This window comes from Pseudomonas sp. 2VD (assembly GCF_005503585.1).
Lineage (GTDB): Bacteria > Pseudomonadota > Gammaproteobacteria > Pseudomonadales > Pseudomonadaceae > Pseudomonas > Pseudomonas aeruginosa.
Genome location: NZ_SCND01000090.1, coordinates 1 through 17,534, shown reverse-complemented (window position 1 = coordinate 17,534; position 17,534 = coordinate 1). Strand labels below are relative to the sequence as shown.

Annotated in this window: 30 protein-coding genes and 2 pseudogenes; 1 reads left to right on the top strand and 31 read right to left on the bottom strand. The window is 59.5% G+C overall.

Going from position 1 to position 17,534, the window contains the following annotated elements; translation table 11 throughout:
• Positions 1-1,201 (top strand): annotated as a pseudogene (locus FFS27_RS12730) (ATP-binding cassette domain-containing protein); the annotation flags it as partial.
• Positions 1,202-1,272: 71 nt separating this feature from the next.
• On the opposite strand, the gene bfr reads toward FFS27_RS12730, so the two are convergent.
• The 31 genes and pseudogenes from bfr to FFS27_RS12575 form a co-directional block, all read right to left on the bottom strand.
• The gene (bfr, locus tag FFS27_RS12725) at positions 1,273-1,737 is read right to left on the bottom strand and encodes a bacterioferritin (protein WP_003093668.1); all 465 of its coding nucleotides are present in this window, start codon (positions 1,735-1,737) and stop codon (positions 1,273-1,275) included.
• A gap of 130 nt (positions 1,738-1,867) precedes the next feature.
• Positions 1,868-3,316, bottom strand: a complete 1,449-nt coding sequence (gene katA, locus FFS27_RS12720; protein ID WP_003103909.1) for a catalase KatA — start codon at positions 3,314-3,316, stop codon at positions 1,868-1,870.
• 281 nt (positions 3,317-3,597) lie between these two features.
• The gene (rplQ, locus tag FFS27_RS12715) at positions 3,598-3,987 is read right to left on the bottom strand and encodes a 50S ribosomal protein L17 (RefSeq protein WP_003093672.1); all 390 of its coding nucleotides are present in this window, start codon (positions 3,985-3,987) and stop codon (positions 3,598-3,600) included.
• A 43-nt stretch (positions 3,988-4,030) separates the two neighbouring features.
• Complete coding sequence (locus FFS27_RS12710; RefSeq protein WP_003093675.1) at positions 4,031-5,032, bottom strand: DNA-directed RNA polymerase subunit alpha; 1,002 nt, start codon at positions 5,030-5,032, stop codon at positions 4,031-4,033.
• A 22-nt stretch (positions 5,033-5,054) separates the two neighbouring features.
• Positions 5,055-5,675, bottom strand: a complete 621-nt coding sequence (gene rpsD / locus FFS27_RS12705) for a 30S ribosomal protein S4 (RefSeq protein WP_003093678.1) — start codon at positions 5,673-5,675, stop codon at positions 5,055-5,057.
• Between the two features lie 16 nt (positions 5,676-5,691).
• Positions 5,692-6,081 (bottom strand): 30S ribosomal protein S11, encoded by a 390-nt coding sequence (gene rpsK / locus FFS27_RS12700; protein WP_003093689.1) that lies wholly within the window; start codon positions 6,079-6,081, stop codon positions 5,692-5,694.
• A gap of 18 nt (positions 6,082-6,099) precedes the next feature.
• Positions 6,100-6,456, bottom strand: coding sequence for a 30S ribosomal protein S13 (gene rpsM, locus FFS27_RS12695; protein WP_003093692.1), 357 nt, complete (start codon positions 6,454-6,456; stop codon positions 6,100-6,102).
• Between the two features lie 130 nt (positions 6,457-6,586).
• A complete protein-coding gene (rpmJ, locus tag FFS27_RS12690) occupies positions 6,587-6,703 on the bottom strand; it encodes a 50S ribosomal protein L36 (RefSeq protein ID WP_003093693.1) in 117 nt (38 codons plus the stop codon).
• A 28-nt stretch (positions 6,704-6,731) separates the two neighbouring features.
• A complete protein-coding gene (gene secY, locus FFS27_RS12685; RefSeq protein ID WP_003093694.1) occupies positions 6,732-8,060 on the bottom strand; it encodes a preprotein translocase subunit SecY in 1,329 nt (442 codons plus the stop codon).
• The gene (rplO, locus tag FFS27_RS12680) at positions 8,061-8,495 is read right to left on the bottom strand and encodes a 50S ribosomal protein L15 (protein ID WP_003093695.1); all 435 of its coding nucleotides are present in this window, start codon (positions 8,493-8,495) and stop codon (positions 8,061-8,063) included.
• 3 nt (positions 8,496-8,498) lie between these two features.
• Positions 8,499-8,675, bottom strand: a complete 177-nt coding sequence (gene rpmD / locus FFS27_RS12675) for a 50S ribosomal protein L30 (protein ID WP_003093696.1) — start codon at positions 8,673-8,675, stop codon at positions 8,499-8,501.
• A gap of 2 nt (positions 8,676-8,677) precedes the next feature.
• A complete protein-coding gene (gene rpsE, locus FFS27_RS12670) occupies positions 8,678-9,178 on the bottom strand; it encodes a 30S ribosomal protein S5 (RefSeq protein ID WP_003093697.1) in 501 nt (166 codons plus the stop codon).
• A 3-nt stretch (positions 9,179-9,181) separates the two neighbouring features.
• Positions 9,182-9,532, bottom strand: coding sequence for a 50S ribosomal protein L18 (rplR, locus tag FFS27_RS12665; RefSeq protein ID WP_003093698.1), 351 nt, complete (start codon positions 9,530-9,532; stop codon positions 9,182-9,184).
• Positions 9,533-9,542: 10 nt separating this feature from the next.
• Entirely contained in the window at positions 9,543-10,076 is a 534-nt protein-coding gene (rplF, locus tag FFS27_RS12660; RefSeq protein ID WP_003093699.1) for a 50S ribosomal protein L6, read from the bottom strand.
• A gap of 11 nt (positions 10,077-10,087) precedes the next feature.
• On the bottom strand, positions 10,088-10,480 hold the full coding sequence (gene rpsH, locus FFS27_RS12655) for a 30S ribosomal protein S8 (protein ID WP_003093700.1): 393 nt from the start codon (positions 10,478-10,480) through the stop codon (positions 10,088-10,090).
• 189 nt (positions 10,481-10,669) lie between these two features.
• Positions 10,670-10,975: a 30S ribosomal protein S14 gene (rpsN, locus tag FFS27_RS12650; protein ID WP_003093701.1), complete on the bottom strand. Its 306-nt coding sequence runs from the start codon at positions 10,973-10,975 to the stop codon at positions 10,670-10,672.
• Between the two features lie 13 nt (positions 10,976-10,988).
• Positions 10,989-11,528 carry a 50S ribosomal protein L5 gene (gene rplE, locus FFS27_RS12645; protein ID WP_003093703.1) on the bottom strand — a complete coding sequence of 180 codons (540 nt, stop codon included), beginning with the start codon at positions 11,526-11,528 and terminating at the stop codon, positions 10,989-10,991.
• Positions 11,529-11,547: 19 nt separating this feature from the next.
• The gene (gene rplX / locus FFS27_RS12640) at positions 11,548-11,862 is read right to left on the bottom strand and encodes a 50S ribosomal protein L24 (RefSeq protein ID WP_003093711.1); all 315 of its coding nucleotides are present in this window, start codon (positions 11,860-11,862) and stop codon (positions 11,548-11,550) included.
• 12 nt (positions 11,863-11,874) lie between these two features.
• On the bottom strand, positions 11,875-12,243 hold the full coding sequence (gene rplN / locus FFS27_RS12635) for a 50S ribosomal protein L14 (RefSeq protein WP_003093714.1): 369 nt from the start codon (positions 12,241-12,243) through the stop codon (positions 11,875-11,877).
• A 23-nt stretch (positions 12,244-12,266) separates the two neighbouring features.
• Positions 12,267-12,533 (bottom strand): 30S ribosomal protein S17, encoded by a 267-nt coding sequence (gene rpsQ, locus FFS27_RS12630; protein ID WP_003093717.1) that lies wholly within the window; start codon positions 12,531-12,533, stop codon positions 12,267-12,269.
• A 2-nt stretch (positions 12,534-12,535) separates the two neighbouring features.
• Complete coding sequence (rpmC, locus tag FFS27_RS12625; RefSeq protein WP_003093720.1) at positions 12,536-12,727, bottom strand: 50S ribosomal protein L29; 192 nt, start codon at positions 12,725-12,727, stop codon at positions 12,536-12,538.
• The gene (rplP, locus tag FFS27_RS12620) at positions 12,727-13,140 is read right to left on the bottom strand and encodes a 50S ribosomal protein L16 (protein ID WP_003093723.1); all 414 of its coding nucleotides are present in this window, start codon (positions 13,138-13,140) and stop codon (positions 12,727-12,729) included. Before rplP ends, rpmC begins: the two co-directional genes overlap by 1 nt.
• 11 nt (positions 13,141-13,151) lie before the next feature.
• Complete coding sequence (gene rpsC, locus FFS27_RS12615) at positions 13,152-13,838, bottom strand: 30S ribosomal protein S3 (RefSeq protein WP_003093727.1); 687 nt, start codon at positions 13,836-13,838, stop codon at positions 13,152-13,154.
• Between the two features lie 12 nt (positions 13,839-13,850).
• Positions 13,851-14,183, bottom strand: coding sequence for a 50S ribosomal protein L22 (gene rplV / locus FFS27_RS12610; protein ID WP_003103908.1), 333 nt, complete (start codon positions 14,181-14,183; stop codon positions 13,851-13,853).
• A gap of 12 nt (positions 14,184-14,195) precedes the next feature.
• Positions 14,196-14,471, bottom strand: coding sequence for a 30S ribosomal protein S19 (gene rpsS, locus FFS27_RS12605; protein WP_003093734.1), 276 nt, complete (start codon positions 14,469-14,471; stop codon positions 14,196-14,198).
• A gap of 16 nt (positions 14,472-14,487) precedes the next feature.
• The gene (gene rplB, locus FFS27_RS12600; RefSeq protein ID WP_003103878.1) at positions 14,488-15,309 is read right to left on the bottom strand and encodes a 50S ribosomal protein L2; all 822 of its coding nucleotides are present in this window, start codon (positions 15,307-15,309) and stop codon (positions 14,488-14,490) included.
• An 11-nt stretch (positions 15,310-15,320) separates the two neighbouring features.
• Entirely contained in the window at positions 15,321-15,620 is a 300-nt protein-coding gene (gene rplW, locus FFS27_RS12595; protein WP_003093736.1) for a 50S ribosomal protein L23, read from the bottom strand.
• On the bottom strand, positions 15,617-16,219 hold the full coding sequence (gene rplD, locus FFS27_RS12590; RefSeq protein ID WP_003093737.1) for a 50S ribosomal protein L4: 603 nt from the start codon (positions 16,217-16,219) through the stop codon (positions 15,617-15,619). Before rplD ends, rplW begins: the two co-directional genes overlap by 4 nt.
• A 13-nt stretch (positions 16,220-16,232) precedes the next feature.
• Positions 16,233-16,868, bottom strand: coding sequence for a 50S ribosomal protein L3 (gene rplC, locus FFS27_RS12585; RefSeq protein WP_003103877.1), 636 nt, complete (start codon positions 16,866-16,868; stop codon positions 16,233-16,235).
• 82 nt (positions 16,869-16,950) lie between these two features.
• The gene (rpsJ, locus tag FFS27_RS12580; RefSeq protein ID WP_003103876.1) at positions 16,951-17,262 is read right to left on the bottom strand and encodes a 30S ribosomal protein S10; all 312 of its coding nucleotides are present in this window, start codon (positions 17,260-17,262) and stop codon (positions 16,951-16,953) included.
• A 155-nt stretch (positions 17,263-17,417) separates the two neighbouring features.
• A pseudogene (locus FFS27_RS12575) lies at positions 17,418-17,534 on the bottom strand (elongation factor Tu); the annotation flags it as partial.

The window sequence follows — 17,534 nt, the reverse complement described above, 5'->3', positions numbered from 1 at the left end:
CGACGAGGACGCGATCCGACTCGCCGACTACGTCGTCGACATCGGTCCGGGGGCCGGCGTGCACGGCGGCCAGGTAGTGGCGGAAGGTACGCCCGACCAGGTGATGAACCACCCCGACTCGCTGACCGGCAAGTACCTTTCCGGGCGCAAGAAAATCGCGGTTCCGGCCAAGCGCACCCCGCGCGACAAGAAGAAGCTGCTGAAGCTGAAAGGCGCCCGCGGCAACAACCTGCAGAACGTCAACCTGGAAATCCCGGTCGGCCTGTTCACCTGCATCACCGGGGTCTCGGGCTCCGGCAAGTCGACGCTGATCAACAACACCCTGTTCCCGATCACCGCCACCGCGCTGAACGGCGCGACTACCCTGGAAGTGGCGCCGTACGACTCGTTCGACGGCCTGCAGCACCTGGACAAGGTGGTCGACATCGACCAGAGCCCGATCGGTCGTACCCCGCGCTCCAACCCGGCGACCTATACCGGCCTGTTCACGCCGATCCGCGAACTGTTCTCCGGCGTGCCGGAGGCCCGCTCGCGCGGCTACGGTCCCGGCCGCTTCTCGTTCAACGTCAAGGGCGGCCGTTGCGAGGCCTGCCAGGGCGACGGCGTGATCAAGGTGGAGATGCACTTCCTGCCGGACATCTACGTTCCCTGCGACGTCTGCAAGGGCAAGCGCTACAACCGCGAGACCCTGGAGATCCGCTACAAGGGCAAGAGCATCCACGAGGTGCTGGAGATGACCATCGAGGAAGCCCGCGAGTTCTTCGACGCCGTCCCCGCCCTGGCGCGCAAGCTGCAGACACTGATGGACGTCGGCCTGTCCTACATCAAGCTGGGCCAGAGCGCGACCACCCTCTCGGGCGGCGAGGCACAGCGGGTCAAGCTGTCCCGCGAGCTGTCCAAGCGCGACACCGGCAAGACCCTGTACATCCTCGACGAACCGACCACCGGCCTGCACTTCGCCGACATCCAGCAACTGCTCGACGTGCTCCACCGCCTGCGCGACCACGGCAACACCGTGGTGGTGATCGAGCACAACCTGGACGTGATCAAGACCGCCGACTGGCTGGTCGACCTCGGTCCCGAGGGCGGCTCCAAGGGTGGTCAGATCATCGCCAACGGCACGCCGGAGCAGGTGGCCGAGATGCCCCAGTCGCACACCGGCCACTTCCTCAAGCCGCTGCTGGAACGCGATCGCGCCTGATTGCCGGGCGCTCATGAAAAAGCCCCTGCGGCCGTGAGGCGCAGGGGCTTTTTCGTATCCGCGGGGTAGGGTCAGATCTGCGACTGCAGGTAGTTCTCCAGGCCCATCCTCGCGATCAGGCCAAGCTGTTGCTCCAACCAGTAGGCGTGGTCTTCCTCGGTGTCGGCCAACTGGGCCTTGAGGATGTCGCGGCTGACGAAGTCCTTGTGCTGCTCGCAGAGGGCGATGCCCTTGGCCAGCGCGGCGCGGACATGGCGCTCGAGCTTGAGGTCGGCCTCGAGCATCTCCGGCACCGTGGTGCCCGGGTGGATATCGTCGGGACGCATGCGCGGCGTACCTTCGAGCAGGAGGATACGGCGCAGCAGGGCGTCGGCGTGCTGGGTCTCCTCCTCCATCTCGTGGTTGAGGCGCTCGTAGAGCTTGCTGAAGCCCCAGTCCTCGTACATGCGCGAGTGGATGAAGTACTGGTCGCGCGCGGCCAGCTCGCCGGTCAGCAGCGTGTTGAGGTAATCGATGACTTCCGGATGGCCTTGCATCGGGGGGCTCTCCCTGGAGAAAACTAGGAATCTAGCCGCATATGCTCCCGGCTCCGCCTGATCCGGGTCAAGCCAATGCAGATAAAAAAGCCCCCTTCCTAGGAAGGGGGCCGGGGGCCTCATCAGGCCATCAGTCCAGCTTCAGGCCGAGGGCGTCGGCGACGCCTTTGCCGTAGGCCGGATCGACCTTGAGGAACAGGCCGATCTGGCGACGCTGGATCTGTTCCGGTACATCGCGGATGTCTTCGGCGATGTTGGCGAACAGCCGCTGCTTCTGCTCGTCGGTGAACAGATGGAACAGCGCGGCCGGCTGGCTGTAGTAGTCGTCGTCCACCCGGTGGTTCCAGTGGTCCGCCGCGCCCTCCAGGCTCAGCGGCGGCTCGGAAAAGTCAGGCTGCTCCTGCCACTGGTTGAAGCTGTTCGGCTCGTAGGTGACGCGCTGATGGGCGTTGTTGCCGTCCACCCGCATGCCGCCGTCGCGGTGGTAGACCTGGTGCGGGCAACGCGCGGCGTTCACCGGGATCTGGTGGTGGTTGACGCCCAGGCGATAGCGATGGGCGTCGCCGTAGGAGAACAGACGGCCCTGGAGCATCTTGTCCGGCGAGAAACCGATACCGGGCACCACGTTGGCCGGCGTGAAAGCGGCCTGCTCGACCTCGGCGAAGTAGTTGTCCGGGTTACGGTTCAGCTCGAAGAAGCCCACTTCGATCAACGGGTAGTCGCCGTGGGGCCAGACCTTGGTCAGGTCGAACGGGTTGTAGCGATAGGTGGCCGCTTCCTTCTCGGGCATGATCTGCACGTACATCTTCCAGCGCGGGAAGTCGCCTTTCTCGATGCTCTCGTACAAGTCGCGCTGCGAACTCTCGCGGTCCTGGGCGATCACTTCGGCAGCCTCGGCGTTGGTCAGGTTCTCGATGCCCTGTTGGGTCTTGAAGTGGAACTTGACCCAGAAGCGCTCGTTGTTCGCATTGATGAAGCTGAAGGTATGGCTGCCGAAACCATGGATGTGCCGATAGCTCTTCGGCAGACCGCGGTCGCTGAAGTCGATGGTCAACTGATGCAGCGACTCGGGGAGGTGAGAGAAAAAGTCCCACTTGAAGGTCGCATTGCGCAGGTTGGTGCGCGGGTCACGCTTCACCACGTGGTTGAGATCGGGGAACTTGAGCGGGTCGCGCAGATAGAACACCGGGGTGTTGTTGCCGACCAGGTCCCAGTTGCCCTGCTCGGTGTAGAAACGCATGGAGAAGCCGCGGATGTCTCGCTCGGCATCCGCCGCGCCACGCTCACCGGCGACGGTGGAGAAGCGCAGGAACATATCGGTCTTCTTGCCGACCTGGGAGAAGATCTTCGCCCGGGTGTAGGGGGTGATGTCATGGGTGACGGTGAAGGTGCCGTAGGCCGCGGAGCCTTTCGCATGCATGCGTCGCTCGGGGATCACTTCGCGATCGAAGTGGGCGAGCTTCTCGAGGAACCACACGTCCTGCAGCAACATCGGGCCACGCGGACCGGCGGTCTGCACGTTCTGGTTATCGACCACCGGTGCGCCAGCGGCAGTGGTCAGGCGGGTCTTCTCTTCCATTTACTCTCTCCTCAACGGCTAACGTGCTATGAAGCGAAGCGGCTACACGGAAATCATCAGCGTGGACCAGGGATTGGCGGAGGACAACCTGTCGGCTGAACCAAGCGCCCTTTGCATTGATCTCGCTTATCCGAACGTAGCTTTTCGTAAAAGCAGGTTAAGGATGAATGACAGCCCTCCCGCAATCCAATTTATTAAAGACAGCGAGCCGATAGATAAAAACTTTAAGGCAGGTAATAAAAAAACCGGGCCTAGGCCCGGTTTCTTGTGCAGCAGATGCCTTATTCGGCAGCTTCTACGACTTCACCGCCGACAGGACGATCAACCAGCTCGACGTACGCCATGGGGGCGTTGTCGCCAGCGCGGAAACCGCACTTCAGGATGCGCAGGTAGCCGCCCGGACGGTTGGCGTAGCGCTTGCCCAGGTCGTTGAACAGCTTGCCAACGGCAGCTTTCGAACGGGTACGGTCGAAAGCCAGGCGACGGTTGGCGACGCTGTCTTCCTTGGCCAGGGTGATCAGCGGCTCGGCAACGCGACGCAGTTCCTTGGCCTTGGGCAGGGTGGTTTTGATCAGTTCGTGTTCGAACAGCGACACCGCCATGTTCTGGAACATAGCCTTGCGGTGCGCGCTGGTGCGGCTCAGGTGACGACCACTTTTACGATGGCGCATGGTTCAATTCCTTTCCAAACTTTACGTTCGGTAGTTACGACGATCAGGCAGTGGCCTTGTCGTCTTTCTTAAGACTTGCCGGCGGCCAGTTATCGAGGCGCATACCGAGGGACAGACCACGGGAAGCCAGAACGTCCTTGATTTCGGTCAGGGACTTCTTGCCCAGGTTCGGCGTTTTCAACAGCTCCACTTCGGTGCGCTGGATCAGGTCACCGATGTAGTAGATGTTTTCCGCCTTCAGGCAGTTGGCCGAACGTACGGTCAGTTCCAGGTCATCGACCGGGCGCAGGAGGATCGGATCGATCTCGTCTTCCTGCTCTTCAACGACGGGTTCGCTGTCGCCCTTGAGGTCCACGAACGCTGCCAGCTGCTGTTGCAGGATGGTAGCGGCGCGACGGATAGCCTCTTCGGGATCCAGAGTGCCGTTGGTTTCCAGGTCCAGGACCAGTTTGTCCAGGTTGGTGCGCTGCTCGACACGGGCGTTTTCCACCACGTAGGAGACACGACGGACCGGGCTGAACGATGCGTCGAGCTGCAGACGGCCGATGCTGCGGCTTTCGTCTTCATCGCTCTGACGTGCGTCGGCAGGCTCGTAGCCACGGCCACGAGCTACCTTCAGCTTCATGTTCAGCGCGCCGTTGTCTGCCAGGTTGGCGATAACGTGGTCACCGTTGATGATCTCAACATCGTGATCCAGCTGAATATCGGCAGCAGTCACAACACCCGAGCCCTTCTTAGCCAGGGTCAGCGTCACTTCATCACGACCGTGCAGCTTGATGGCCAGACCTTTCAGGTTCAGCAGGATCTCGATTACATCTTCCTGCACACCTTCGATCGCCGAGTACTCGTGGAGTACGCCGTCGATCTCGGCCTCGACCACTGCGCAGCCAGGCATGGAGGACAACAGGATGCGACGCAGCGCGTTGCCCAGGGTGTGACCAAAACCACGCTCGAGAGGCTCGAGCGTGATCTTGGCGCGGGTTTGACTGACCACCTGCACATCGATGTGGCGGGGGGTCAGGAACTCATTTACCGAACTCTGCATGGATGCACCTATTTTCTAGCCCTTACTTGGAGTAGAGCTCGACAATCAGGTTTTCGTTGATATCAGCGGACAGGTCGCTGCGAGCCGGAGCACTCTTGAAGGTACCAGCCTTCTTGTCGAGGTCGACTTCGACCCACTCGACGCGACCGCGCTGGCCACAGAGTTCCAGAGCCTGAGCGATACGCAGCTGGTTCTTCGATTTTTCGCGAACAGCTACGACGTCACCGGCCTTCACTTGGTAGGAAGGGATGTTGACGGTCTGACCGTTGACGGTGATGGCCTTGTGGGATACCAGCTGGCGGGATTCCGAACGAGTGGAACCGAAGCCCATGCGGTATACGACGTTGTCCAGGCGGCACTCGAGCAGTTGCAGCAGGTTCTCACCGGTAGAACCCTTGCGACGGGAAGCTTCCTGGTAGTAACCGCGGAACTGACGCTCCAGCACGCCGTAGATGCGACGTACTTTCTGCTTTTCACGCAGCTGCAGACCGTAGTCGGACAGACGGCCACGACGCTGGCCATGCTGGCCAGGAACGTTTTCAGCCTTGCACTTCGAGTCGAGGGCGCGGGCGCCGCTCTTCAGGAACAGGTCGGTGCCTTCACGGCGAGACAGTTTGCACTTGGGACCAATGTAACGAGCCATTTCTCACTGTCTCCTATTACACGCGACGCTTTTTCGGCGGACGGCAGCCGTTATGCGGGATCGGGGTTACGTCGGTGATGCTGGCGATCTTGTAGCCGCAAGCATTCAGAGCGCGAACGGCGGACTCGCGGCCCGGGCCCGGGCCCTTGACGTTGACGTCCAGGTTCTTCAGACCGTATTCCAGGGCAGCCTGGCCGGCACGCTCGGCCGCTACCTGGGCAGCGAACGGGGTGCTCTTACGCGAGCCGCGGAAACCGGAACCACCGGAGGTCGCCCAGGACAGTGCGTTGCCCTGACGGTCGGTGATGGTCACGATGGTGTTGTTGAAAGACGCGTGGATGTGGGCGATCCCATCGACCACTGTCTTTTTGACTTTCTTACGGGGACGAGCAGCAGGTTTTGCCATGACTAGATTCCTACGCGATTACTTGCGGATCGGCTTACGCGGGCCCTTGCGGGTACGCGCGTTGGTCTTGGTACGCTGACCGCGAACCGGCAGACCGCGACGATGACGCAGACCGCGGTAGCAACCGAGGTCCATCAGACGCTTGATGTTCATGTTGATTTCGCGACGCAGGTCACCTTCGGTGGTGATCTTCGCGACTTCGTTACGCAGCTGATCGATCTGCTCGTCGCTCAGGTCCTTGATCTTGGCAGCCGGGTTTACGCCGGTGGCTGCGCAGATGCTCTGAGCAGTAGTGCGACCAACACCATAGATGTAGGTCAGCGAGATAACAGTGTGCTTGTTATCCGGAATGTTGACGCCTGCAATACGGGCCATTCAGAAAAACTCCAATTGACAGCTACCCTGCGCCCAGGAAGCCAAGAAAGGGCGCGGATATTAGCGCTGTAATAGCAAATAATCAACCCGGCAGCACACTAGCTGCCGGGTTATCACGCGTGGATCACAATCAGCCTTGGCGCTGCTTGTGACGCGGTTCCGCGCTGCAGATCACCCGCACGATGCCATCGCGACGGATGATTTTGCAGTTACGGCACAGCTTCTTGACCGATGCACGAACTTTCATCACCAACTCCTCGAACCTTACGGGTCTATCAGCGCAGCATGCCGCTGCCGTAGCCCTTCAGGTTGGCTTTCTTCATCAGGGATTCATACTGGTGAGAAACGAGGTGAGATTGCACCTGGGCCATAAAGTCCATGACAACCACGACCACGATCAACAGCGAGGTCCCGCCAAGATAGAACGGCACGTGCGCCGCAACCACCAGGAACTGGGGCAGCAGGCAGACAGCCGTCATGTACAGAGCACCGAACATGGTCAAACGGGTCAGCACGCCATCGATGTAGCGAGCGGACTGTTCGCCCGGACGGATGCCCGGAATAAATGCACCGGACTTCTTGAGGTTCTCCGCCACGTCCTTCGGGTTGAACATCAGCGCTGTATAGAAGAAGCAGAAGAAAACGATCCCTGCAGTGAACAGCAAGATGTTCAGCGGCTGCCCCGGAGCGATCGCTTGCGCGACGTCCTGCAACCAACCCAAGCCTTCCGACTGACCGAACCAGGAGCCCAGGGACGCCGGGAACAGCAGGATACTGCTGGCGAAAATCGCGGGAATCACACCCGCCATGTTCACCTTCAACGGCAGATGGCTGGTCTGCGCTGCAAACACCTTGCGGCCTTGCTGGCGCTTGGCGTAATGCACCGCGATGCGACGCTGGCCACGCTCGATGAACACCACGAACGCGATGATCGCCACGGCCAGCAGGCCGACGCCGATCAGGGCGAAGATGTTGATGTCACCTTGACGGGCAGACTCGAAAGACTGACCGATGGCGCGCGGCAGGCCTGCAACGATACCAGCGAAGATCAACATCGAGATGCCGTTGCCGACACCGCGCTCGGTGATCTGCTCGCCCAGCCACATCATGAACATGGCACCAGCCACGAAGGTGGTGACAGCCACGAAGTAGAAGCCGAAGTCGTTGGAGAAGGCTACGCCCTGGCTGCCCAGGCCAACGGACATGCCGATGGCCTGGACCAGTGCCAGGACTACAGTACCGTAGCGGGTGTACTGGCTGATCTTGCGACGCCCAGACTCACCCTCTTTCTTCAACTGCTCCAGCTGCGGGCTGATAGCGGTCATGAGCTGCATGATGATCGAAGCCGAGATGTACGGCATGATCCCCAGTGCAAAGATACTCATGCGCTCCAGCGCGCCGCCGGAAAACATGTTGAAGAGGCTAAGAATGGTCCCCTCGTTCTGCCGGAACAGTGCCGCCAAGCGATCGGGGTTGATGCCCGGAACTGGGATGTGCGCGCCGATCCGATAGACGATGATCGCCAGGAACAGGAAACGCAGACGTGCCCAGAGCTCGGACAGACCGCCGTTGCTTAGCGCAGAGAGAGCACCTTGCTTAGCCATTTAGTCCTCGAATTTACCGCCAGCTGCTTCGATAGCCGCACGCGCACCCTTGGTGGCGGCGATACCTTTCAGGGTGACCGCACGACCAACTTCGCCGGACAGCATGACTTTGACGCGCTGTACGTGCTGGTTGATCAGGTTGGCATCCTTCAGGGTCTGCAGGCTGACGACGTCGCCTTCGACCTTGGCCAGTTCGGAGGTGCGCACTTCAGCACGATCCATGGCCTTCAGGGAAACGAAGCCGAACTTCGGCAGGCGACGGTGCAGAGGCTGTTGACCACCCTCGAAGCCCGGAGCGACCTTGCCACCGGAGCGGGAGGTCAGACCTTTGTGACCACGGCCACCGGTCTTGCCCAGACCGCTACCGATGCCACGGCCCGGACGGTGCTTTTCGCGACGGGCACCCGGCGCGGAACGCAGATCGTTCAGTTGCATGGATTAACCCTCCACACGCAGCAGGTAGTAGGCCTTGTTGATCATGCCGCGGTTCTCAGGAGTGTCCTGAACTTCGACGGTATGATTGATGCGACGCAGGCCGAGACCCTTGACGCAAGCCTTGTGGTTGGCCAGACGGCCGTTCAGGCTCTTGACCAGAGTGACTTTGACAGTTGCCATGGTTAGAGAATCTCCTCGACGCTCTTGCCACGCTTGGCCGCTACTGCTTCCGGAGCCTGCATGTTCTTCAGGCCCTTGAAGGTGGCGTAAACCACGTTCACCGGATTGGTGGAGCCATAGCACTTGGCCAGGACGTTCTGCACACCAGCCACTTCCAGAACGGCACGCATGGCGCCGCCGGCGATGATGCCGGTACCTTCCGAAGCCGGCTGCATGTACACCTTGGAGGCGCCATGGGCGGACTTGGTCGGATACTGCAGGGTGGTGCCGTTCAGATCCACTTGGATCATGTTGCGGCGAGCGGCTTCCATTGCTTTCTGGATGGCGGCCGGCACTTCACGCGCCTTGCCACGACCGAAACCAACGCGACCCTTGCCATCACCCACCACGGTCAGTGCGGTGAAAGCGAAGATACGGCCACCTTTTACGGTTTTGGCGACGCGGTTAACCTGAACCAGCTTCTCGATGTAGCCTTCGTCGCGCTTTTGCTCGTTGTTTGCCATAACTTAGAACTCCAGTCCGCCTTCACGAGCGGCATCAGCCAGCGCTTTCACACGGCCGTGGTACTTGAAGCCAGAACGATCGAACGCCACCTGGGTGACGCCGGCCGCTTTGGCGCGCTCGGCGACCAGTTGACCAACTTTCTTGGCTGCATCGATGTTGCCGGTGGCACCTTCGCGCAGGTCTTTGTCCAGGGTCGAGGCGCTGGCCAGGACCTTGCCGCCGTCGGCCGCAATGACCTGGGCGTAAATGTGCTGGGAAGAGCGGTACACGCAGAGGCGTACGGTTTCCAGCTCGCGCATCTTCAGGCGTGCCTTGCGAGCGCGACGCAGACGGGTTTCTTTCTTGACGCTCATTTGCTATGCCCTACTTCTTCTTGGCTTCTTTACGACGGACGACTTCGTCGGCGTAACGCACGCCCTTGCCTTTGTAAGGCTCCGGCGGACGGAAGTCGCGAATTTCGGCAGCAACCTGACCGACCAGCTGCTTGTCGATACCCTTGATCAGGATATCGGTCTGGCTGGGGGTCTCAGCGACGATGCCGGCCGGCAGTTCGTAATCAACCGGATGGGAGAAGCCGAGGGACAGGGACAGCACTTGGCCCTTGGCCTGCGCTTTGTAACCAACGCCGACCAGCTGGAGCTTGCGCTCGAAGCCCTGGCTGACGCCGACTACCATGTTGTTCACCAGAGCACGGGTGGTACCAGCCATGGCGCGAGTCTGCTGGTCGCCGTTACGCGCAGCAAAACGCAGCTCACCGCTGTCCTGGATCACTTCGACCGAAGGATGGACCTTGAGCTCCAGAGCACCTTTGGCGCCCTTGATGGACAGTTGCTGACCAGCCAGTTTGATTTCAACGCCGGCAGGCAGCTTGACGGGGTTCTTAGCAACGCGAGACATGCTGATTCCCCTTAGAACACAGTGCAGAGCACTTCGCCGCCAACACCAGCAGCACGGGCAGCACGATCGGTCATCACACCTTTGTTGGTGGAGACGATCGACACACCGAGGCCGCCACGAACTTTCGGCAGTTGCTCAACGGATTTGTACTGACGCAGGCCAGGACGGCTGATGCGCTTGACCTCTTCGATGACAGGCTTGCCTTCGAAGTACTTCAGTTCGATGGACAGCTGGGGTTTTACTTCCGAGCTGATCTGGAAATCCGCAATATAGCCTTCGTCCTTCAGGACTTTGGCTACCGCCGCTTTCAGTTTCGAGGACGGCATGCTTACGACGGTCTTTTCAGCCATCTGGGCATTACGGATGCGAGTTAGCATGTCTGCTAACGGGTCCTGCATACTCATGGGCTTAACGCTCCTGATACAAAAGAATAAGCCTTCAACTTCAATTCGCCCATAAACGCCAGGCGAAACAAACCCAGGCTCAGGGGAGCCGGGTATTCTAGAGATCGCGCCAAAACGAATCAAGCCCCATGAGGGGCTTGATTCGATGTCGCGATCAACGGTGCCGACTGGCGACACCGTTCGCTGCGATTACCAGCTGGCTTTCACCAGACCCGGTACGTCGCCGCGCATGGCGGCTTCGCGCAGCTTGTTACGGCTCAGGCCGAACTTGCGGTAGAAGCCGTGCGGACGACCGGTCAGGCGGCAACGGTTACGCAGGCGGCTGGCGCTGGCGTCACGCGGTTGCTTCTGCAGGGCGACTTGGGCATTCCAACGCTCTTCCGCAGAGGAGTTCGGATTAGCGATGATCGCTTTCAGCTCGGCACGCTTCTTGGCGTACTTGGCTACCGTCAGCTGACGCTTCAGCTCGCGGTTCTTCATGCTCTCTTTAGCCATGTTCCTACTCCAATCAGTTACGGAACGGGAATTTGAAAGCACGCAGCAGGGCGCGACCTTCGTCATCCGTACGAGCGGTGGTGGTCAGGGTGATGTCCAGGCCACGCAGCGCATCGATCTTGTCGTAATCGATTTCCGGGAAGATGATCTGCTCTTTCACGCCCATGCTGTAGTTGCCGCGACCATCGAAGGACTTGGCATTCAGGCCGCGGAAGTCACGCACGCGCGGCAGGGAGATGGACAGCAGACGATCCAGGAACTCGTACATCCGGTCGCTACGCAGGGTGACCTTGACGCCGATCGGCCAGCCTTCACGGATCTTGAAGCCTGCGATGGACTTACGAGCGTAAGTCACGACCGGCTTCTGACCAGTGATCTTTTCCAGATCGGCTACGGCGTTCTCGATGATCTTCTTGTCACCGACCGCCTCGCCAAGACCCATGTTCAGGGTGATTTTGGTAACGCGCGGAACTTCCATCACGTTCGCCAGCTGAAGCTCTTCTTTCAGCTTGGGCGCGATTTCCTTCCGATAAATTTCTTTCAATCGTGCCATGGTGATCTACCTAGCAGCCTCAAGCCTGAACCGGTTTCTGGGTCGACTTGAAGACACGAATTTTCTTACCGTCTTCTACCTTGAAGCCAACGCGATCAGCCTTGCTGGTTTCAGTATTGAAGATGGCGACGTTGGAGACGTGCAGAGGCGCCTCCTTCTCGACGATACCGCCCTGTTGGCCGAGCATCGGATTGGGCTTGGTGTGGCGCTTGATCAGGTTCACCCCGCCGACGACCAGACGGTCGTCAGCGAGAACCTTCAGCACCTTGCCACGCTTGCCCTTGTCCTTGCCGGCAATGACGATTACTTCGTCGTCACGACGAATCTTTTGCATGACGGCTACTCCTTACAGCACTTCGGGGGCGAGCGAGACGATCTTCATGAACTTCTCGGTACGGAGTTCACGAGTCACTGGCCCAAAGATACGGGTGCCGATCGGCTCCTGCTTGTTGTTCAGCAGGACGGCGGCGTTGCCGTCGAAGCGGATGATGGAACCGTCGGTACGACGTACGCCGTGCTTGGTGCGAACGACCACGGCAGTCATGACCTGGCCCTTCTTCACTTTGCCGCGCGGAATCGCTTCCTTGACGGTGACCTTGATGATGTCGCCGATGCCGGCGTAACGGCGGTGGGAACCGCCGAGCACCTTGATGCACATCACACGACGCGCGCCGCTGTTGTCAGCGACATCGAGCATGGATTGAGTCTGAATCATATAATTTCTCCGACCCCTAGTCCTTAGACTTCCACCGCGCGTTCAACGATATCAACCAGGGTCCAGGCCTTGGTCTTGGCCAGCGGACGGGTTTCGCGAATGGTGACCAGGTCACCAATGCGGCACTGATTGGATTCGTCGTGTGCGTGCAGTTTGGTCGAACGCTTGACGTATTTGCCGTAGATCGGGTGCTTGACGCGACGCTCGATCAGTACGGTGACGGTCTTGTCCATTTTGTCGCTGACGACGCGGCCGGTCAGCGTACGGACGGTTTTCTGAGCTTCAGCCATGATCACTTACCTGCTTGCTGATTGAGCACAGTTTTAACGCGAGCGATGTCGCGCTTAACCTGCGAGAGCAGGTGAGACTGCCCCAACTGGCCAGTTGCTTTCTGCATGCGCAGATTGAACTGGTCGCGCAGCAGGCCGAGCAGTTGCTCGTTCAGCTGCTCAACGGATTTTTCACGAAGTTCATTCGCTTTCATCACATCACCGTCCGCTTAACAAAGGAGGTGGCGAGGGGCAGCTTTGCAGCAGCCAGGGCGAAAGCCTCACGCGCCAGCTCTTCGGAAACACCCTCGATCTCGTACAGGACCTTGCCCGGCTGGATCTGGGCTACCCAGTACTCGACCCCACCCTTACCTTTACCCATACGAACTTCGAGGGGCTTCTTGGTGACAGGCTTGTCAGGGAATACGCGGATCCAGATCTTGCCGCCACGCTTCACGTGACGGGTCAGCGCACGACGCGCGGACTCGATCTGACGAGCAGTAAGGCGGCCACGGCTAGTGGCCTTCAGTGCGTACTCACCGAAGCTGACCTTACTACCACGATGAGCCAGACCACGGTTGTGGCCGGTCATTTGTTTGCGGAACTTCGTACGCTTGGGTTGCAGCATTTGCGTACTCCTTACCTAGCAGCTTTTTTACGAGGAGCGGGTGCTACCGGCTTCAGCTCTTCCTGGCGGCCACCGATGACCTCGCCCTTGAAGATCCAAACCTTGACACCGATCACACCGTAAGTGGTGTGCGCTTCGTAGGTGGCATAGTCGATATCGGCGCGCAGGGTGTGCAGGGGCACACGACCTTCGCGATACCATTCGGTACGGGCGATTTCAGCCCCACCCAGACGACCGCTGACCTGAATCTTGATGCCCTTGGCACCAATGCGCATGGCGTTCTGTACGGCGCGCTTCATGGCGCGACGGAACATTACGCGACGCTCCAGCTGCTGGGCTACGCTCTGCGCAACCAGCATGGCATCGAGTTCCGGCTTGCGGATTTCCTCGATGTTGATGTGCACGGGCACACCCATTTGCTTGGTCAGGTCCTGGCGCAGTTTCTCAACATCTTCACCTTTCTTGCCGATCACGATGCCGGGACGAGCGGTGTGGATGGTGATGCGTGCGGTTTGAGCCGGACGATGAATATCGATACGGCTTACGGACGCGCTTTTTAGTTTGTCTTGGAGGTACTCACGCACCTTCAGGTCGGCAAACAGGTAATCCGCATAGTTCTTGCGGTCTGCGTACCAAACGGAGGTGTGCTCCTTGACGATACCCAGGCGAATGCCATTGGGATGTACTTTCTGACCCATCTGTCGACTCCGTTACTTGTCCGCAACCTTGACCGTGATATGGCAAGACCGCTTCACGATGCGATCAGCACGGCCTTTGGCACGCGGCATGATGCGCTTGAGCGAACGACCTTCGTTGACGAAGACGGTGGAGACCTTCAGGTCATCCACATCGGCGCCTTCGTTGTGCTCAGCGTTGGCAACGGCCGACTCCAGCACTTTCTTCATGATCTCGGCGGCTTTCTTACTGCTGAAAGCCAGGAGGTTGAGCGCTTCGCCCACCTTCTTCCCGCGGATCTGGTCGGCGACCAAGCGGGCTTTCTGGGCGGAGATACGAGCGCCCGACAGCTTAGCGGCTACTTCCATCTTCCTTACCCCTTAACGCTTGGCTTTCTTGTCCGCAGCATGCCCGCGGTAGGTGCGGGTAGCGGCGAACTCGCCCAGTTTGTGGCCGACCATGTCCTCGTTGACGAGAACCGGTACGTGTTGACGGCCGTTGTGCACGGCGATGGTCAGACCAACCATATGCGGCAGAATCATCGAACGACGCGACCAGGTCTTGATCGGCTTGCGGTCGTTCTTTTCCACCGCGACTTCGACCTTCTTCAACAGGTGAAGATCGATAAACGGACCTTTTTTCAGTGAACGTGGCACTGTGGTATCCCTCTATTTACTTGCGGCGGCGGACGATCATGTTATCGGTACGCTTGTTCGAGCGAGTCTTCTTACCCTTGGTCTGAAGACCCCACGGCGATACCGGATGACGACCAGCAGAGGTACGGCCTTCACCACCACCATGCGGGTGGTCGACCGGGTTCATCGCCACGCCGCGAACGGTCGGGCGAACACCACGCCAGCGCGTAGCACCGGCTTTACCCAGCGAACGCAGGCTGTGCTCGGAGTTCGAGACTTCGCCCAGGGTCGCACGGCACTCAGCCAGGACTTTACGCATTTCACCGGAGCGCAGACGCAGGGTTACGTACGCACCTTCACGCGCGACCAGCTGGGCGGAAGCGCCAGCGGAGCGAGCGATCTGAGCGCCTTTACCCGGCTTCAGCTCGATACCATGAACAGTGCTACCCACCGGGATGTTGCGCAGAGGCATGCTGTTGCCTGCCTTGATCGGCGCACCGATACCGGAGATCAGCTGGTCACCTGCAGCAACGCCCTTGGGGGCGATGATGTAGCGACGCTCGCCGTCTGCATACTTCAGCAGAGCGATGTGTGCAGTGCGGTTCGGATCGTATTCGACGCGCTCAACGATGGCAGGGATGCCATCCTTGTTGCGACGGAAGTCGACCAGACGGTAGTGCTGCTTGTGACCACCACCGATATGACGGGTGGTGATACGACCGTTGTTGTTACGGCCGCCAGACTTGGATTTCTTTTCCAGCAGCGGTGCGTAGGGAGCGCCTTTGTGCAGCTCCTGATTCACCACCTTGACGACAAAGCGACGACCAGCGGAAGTCGGTTTGCACTTAACGATTGCCATGATGCACCCCTTTACTCAGCGCTGGTGGCGAAATCGAGATCTTGGCCCGGCTGGAGAGCGATGTACGCTTTTTTCCAGTCGTTACGCTTGCCCAGACCGCGAGCGGTGCGCTTGGTCTTACCCTTGACGTTCAGGGTAGTGACGCGCTGTACCTTCACGCTGAACAGGCTTTCTACGGCCTTCTTGATTTCCAGCTTGGTTGCATCGGTGGCAACCTTGAAAACGAATTGGCTCTTGCCGTCCGCGAGACCCGTGGCTTTCTCGGAGATGTGCGGACCAAGCAGCACTTTGAATACGCGTTCCTGGTTCATCCCAGCAGCTCCTCGAACTTCTTCACGGCGGACACGGTGACCAGCACCTTGTCGTAGGCGATCAGGCTGACGGGGTCGGAACCTTGGACATCACGTACATCGACGTGCGCCAGGTTGCGCGCAGCGAGGTACAGGTTCTCGTCGACACCATCGGTCACGATCAGCACGTCTTTCAGACCCAGGGTGTCCAGCTTGGCAACCAGGCCCTTGGTTTTCGGTGCATCGACAGCGAAGTCGGCAACGACGACCAGACGGTCCAGACGAACGAGCTCGGCAAGGATGGAGCGCAGTGCTGCGCGGTACATCTTCTTGTTCAGCTTCTGTTCGTGGCTACGCGGTTTAGCGGCGAAAGTGGTGCCGCCCCCACGCCAGATGGGGCTACGGATGGTGCCAGCGCGAGCACGACCGGTGCCCTTCTGACGCCACGGCTTCTTGCCACCACCAGAGACTTCGGAGCGAGTCTTCTGCGCCTTGCTGCCCTGACGGCCGCCAGCCATGTAGGCCACGACTGCCTGGTGCACCAGGGTCTCGTTGAATTCGCCACCAAAGGTACGCTCGGAGACTTCGATAGCCTGAGCGCCGTTCACATTCAATTGCATCTCAGCTTCCCCCTTAACCGCGAGCCTTGGCTGCCGGACGCACGATCACATCACCGCCGGTAGCGCCGGGAACGGCACCCTTGACCAGCAGCAGATTGCGTTCAGCATCGACGCGCACGATCTCCAGGGATTGAACGGTTACCCGCTCCGCACCCAGATGACCGGACATTTTCTTGCCCTTGAACACTCGACCAGGAGTCTGGCACTGGCCGATGGAACCCGGGACGCGGTGGGAAACGGAGTTACCGTGGGTGTTATCCTGACCACGGAAGTTCCAGCGCTTGATGGTGCCCGCGAAGCCCTTACCCTTGGACTCGCCGGTAACGTCTACCATCTGGCCTGCCTGGAACAGATCGACAGTGATCTGGTCACCAGCGGCATACTGCTCTTCGCCCAGACGGAATTCCCACACGCCGCGACCGGCGGCGACATTCGCCTTGGCAAAGTGACCAGCTTGCGCTTTGGTAACGCGAGAAGCACGACGCTCGCCGGCGGTGACTTGCACTGCACGGTAGCCATCGGTTTCTTCAGTCTTGAACTGGGTGACGCGATTCGGCTCGACCTCGATGACCGTAACCGGAATAGAGACACCTTCCTCGGTGAAAATGCGGGTCATGCCGCATTTACGACCGACAACACCAATTGTCATGTTGTAAACCTCTTGAGTGTACGGGGCTTTCACCCGCTATGGCCGCCCATTTCAGAGCGTTACACGACCAATGCCGAAGGCATTAGCCGAGGCTGATCTGTACTTCAACGCCTGCAGCAAGATCGAGCTTCATCAGCGCATCGACGGTTTTATCCGTCGGCTGGACGATGTCCAGTACACGCTTATGTGTACGAATTTCGTACTGATCACGCGCATCTTTGTTGACGTGCGGAGAGATCAGCACGGTGAAACGTTCCTTGCGGGTCGGCAGAGGGATTGGACCACGCACCTGAGCACCAGTACGTTTCGCGGTTTCCACGATTTCCTGGGTTGATTGATCGATCAGGCGATGGTCAAAAGCCTTCAACCGAATCCGGATTTGTTGGTTTTGCATTTGACCTCAGACTCCAATTTACCATTCCCAACGGACGGACTACGCCCGTTAAAAGGAGGCGCAATTGTACGGATGCCCCCACAGGGTGTCAATATTTAACCAACGAACGAAAAAGGGGCCCCGAAGGGCCCCTTTTCTGATGGCAGGATCAGCGATTACTCGATGATCTTGGCAACCACGCCGGCGCCAACGGTACGGCCGCCTTCGCGGATCGCGAAGCGCAGGCCATCTTCCATGGCGATCGGAGCGATCAGGGTGACAACCATCTTGAT

What these genes read in the sequence shown, in the direction of transcription:
- bfr (WP_003093668.1), bottom strand. Translation starts at nt 1,737, where the DNA reads ATGCAAGGCCATCCGGAAGTCATCGATTACCTCAACACGCTGCTGACC.
- katA (WP_003103909.1), bottom strand. Translation starts at nt 3,316, where the DNA reads ATGGAAGAGAAGACCCGCCTGACCACTGCCGCTGGCGCACCGGTGGTC.
- rplQ (WP_003093672.1), bottom strand. Translation starts at nt 3,987, where the DNA reads ATGCGCCATCGTAAAAGTGGTCGTCACCTGAGCCGCACCAGCGCGCAC.
- FFS27_RS12710 (WP_003093675.1), bottom strand. Translation starts at nt 5,032, where the DNA reads ATGCAGAGTTCGGTAAATGAGTTCCTGACCCCCCGCCACATCGATGTG.
- rpsD (WP_003093678.1), bottom strand. Translation starts at nt 5,675, where the DNA reads ATGGCTCGTTACATTGGTCCCAAGTGCAAACTGTCTCGCCGTGAAGGC.
- rpsK (WP_003093689.1), bottom strand. Translation starts at nt 6,081, where the DNA reads ATGGCAAAACCTGCTGCTCGTCCCCGTAAGAAAGTCAAAAAGACAGTG.
- rpsM (WP_003093692.1), bottom strand. Translation starts at nt 6,456, where the DNA reads ATGGCCCGTATTGCAGGCGTCAACATTCCGGATAACAAGCACACTGTT.
- rpmJ (WP_003093693.1), bottom strand. Translation starts at nt 6,703, where the DNA reads ATGAAAGTTCGTGCATCGGTCAAGAAGCTGTGCCGTAACTGCAAAATC.
- secY (WP_003093694.1), bottom strand. Translation starts at nt 8,060, where the DNA reads ATGGCTAAGCAAGGTGCTCTCTCTGCGCTAAGCAACGGCGGTCTGTCC.
- rplO (WP_003093695.1), bottom strand. Translation starts at nt 8,495, where the DNA reads ATGCAACTGAACGATCTGCGTTCCGCGCCGGGTGCCCGTCGCGAAAAG.
- rpmD (WP_003093696.1), bottom strand. Translation starts at nt 8,675, where the DNA reads ATGGCAACTGTCAAAGTCACTCTGGTCAAGAGCCTGAACGGCCGTCTG.
- rpsE (WP_003093697.1), bottom strand. Translation starts at nt 9,178, where the DNA reads ATGGCAAACAACGAGCAAAAGCGCGACGAAGGCTACATCGAGAAGCTG.
- rplR (WP_003093698.1), bottom strand. Translation starts at nt 9,532, where the DNA reads ATGAGCGTCAAGAAAGAAACCCGTCTGCGTCGCGCTCGCAAGGCACGC.
- rplF (WP_003093699.1), bottom strand. Translation starts at nt 10,076, where the DNA reads ATGTCTCGCGTTGCTAAGAACCCCGTCAAGCTGCCTGCCGGCGTTGAA.
- rpsH (WP_003093700.1), bottom strand. Translation starts at nt 10,480, where the DNA reads ATGAGTATGCAGGACCCGTTAGCAGACATGCTAACTCGCATCCGTAAT.
- rpsN (WP_003093701.1), bottom strand. Translation starts at nt 10,975, where the DNA reads ATGGCTAAAGAGAGCATGAAGAACCGCGAGCTGAAGCGTCAGCTGACG.
- rplE (WP_003093703.1), bottom strand. Translation starts at nt 11,528, where the DNA reads ATGGCACGATTGAAAGAAATTTATCGGAAGGAAATCGCGCCCAAGCTG.
- rplX (WP_003093711.1), bottom strand. Translation starts at nt 11,862, where the DNA reads ATGCAAAAGATTCGTCGTGACGACGAAGTAATCGTCATTGCCGGCAAG.
- rplN (WP_003093714.1), bottom strand. Translation starts at nt 12,243, where the DNA reads ATGATTCAGACTCAATCCATGCTCGATGTCGCTGACAACAGCGGCGCG.
- rpsQ (WP_003093717.1), bottom strand. Translation starts at nt 12,533, where the DNA reads ATGGCTGAAGCTCAGAAAACCGTCCGTACGCTGACCGGCCGCGTCGTC.
- rpmC (WP_003093720.1), bottom strand. Translation starts at nt 12,727, where the DNA reads ATGAAAGCGAATGAACTTCGTGAAAAATCCGTTGAGCAGCTGAACGAG.
- rplP (WP_003093723.1), bottom strand. Translation starts at nt 13,140, where the DNA reads ATGCTGCAACCCAAGCGTACGAAGTTCCGCAAACAAATGACCGGCCAC.
- rpsC (WP_003093727.1), bottom strand. Translation starts at nt 13,838, where the DNA reads ATGGGTCAGAAAGTACATCCCAATGGCATTCGCCTGGGTATCGTCAAG.
- rplV (WP_003103908.1), bottom strand. Translation starts at nt 14,183, where the DNA reads ATGGAAGTAGCCGCTAAGCTGTCGGGCGCTCGTATCTCCGCCCAGAAA.
- rplB (WP_003103878.1), bottom strand. Translation starts at nt 15,309, where the DNA reads ATGGCAATCGTTAAGTGCAAACCGACTTCCGCTGGTCGTCGCTTTGTC.
- rplW (WP_003093736.1), bottom strand. Translation starts at nt 15,620, where the DNA reads ATGAACCAGGAACGCGTATTCAAAGTGCTGCTTGGTCCGCACATCTCC.
- rplD (WP_003093737.1), bottom strand. Translation starts at nt 16,219, where the DNA reads ATGCAATTGAATGTGAACGGCGCTCAGGCTATCGAAGTCTCCGAGCGT.
- rplC (WP_003103877.1), bottom strand. Translation starts at nt 16,868, where the DNA reads ATGACAATTGGTGTTGTCGGTCGTAAATGCGGCATGACCCGCATTTTC.
- rpsJ (WP_003103876.1), bottom strand. Translation starts at nt 17,262, where the DNA reads ATGCAAAACCAACAAATCCGGATTCGGTTGAAGGCTTTTGACCATCGC.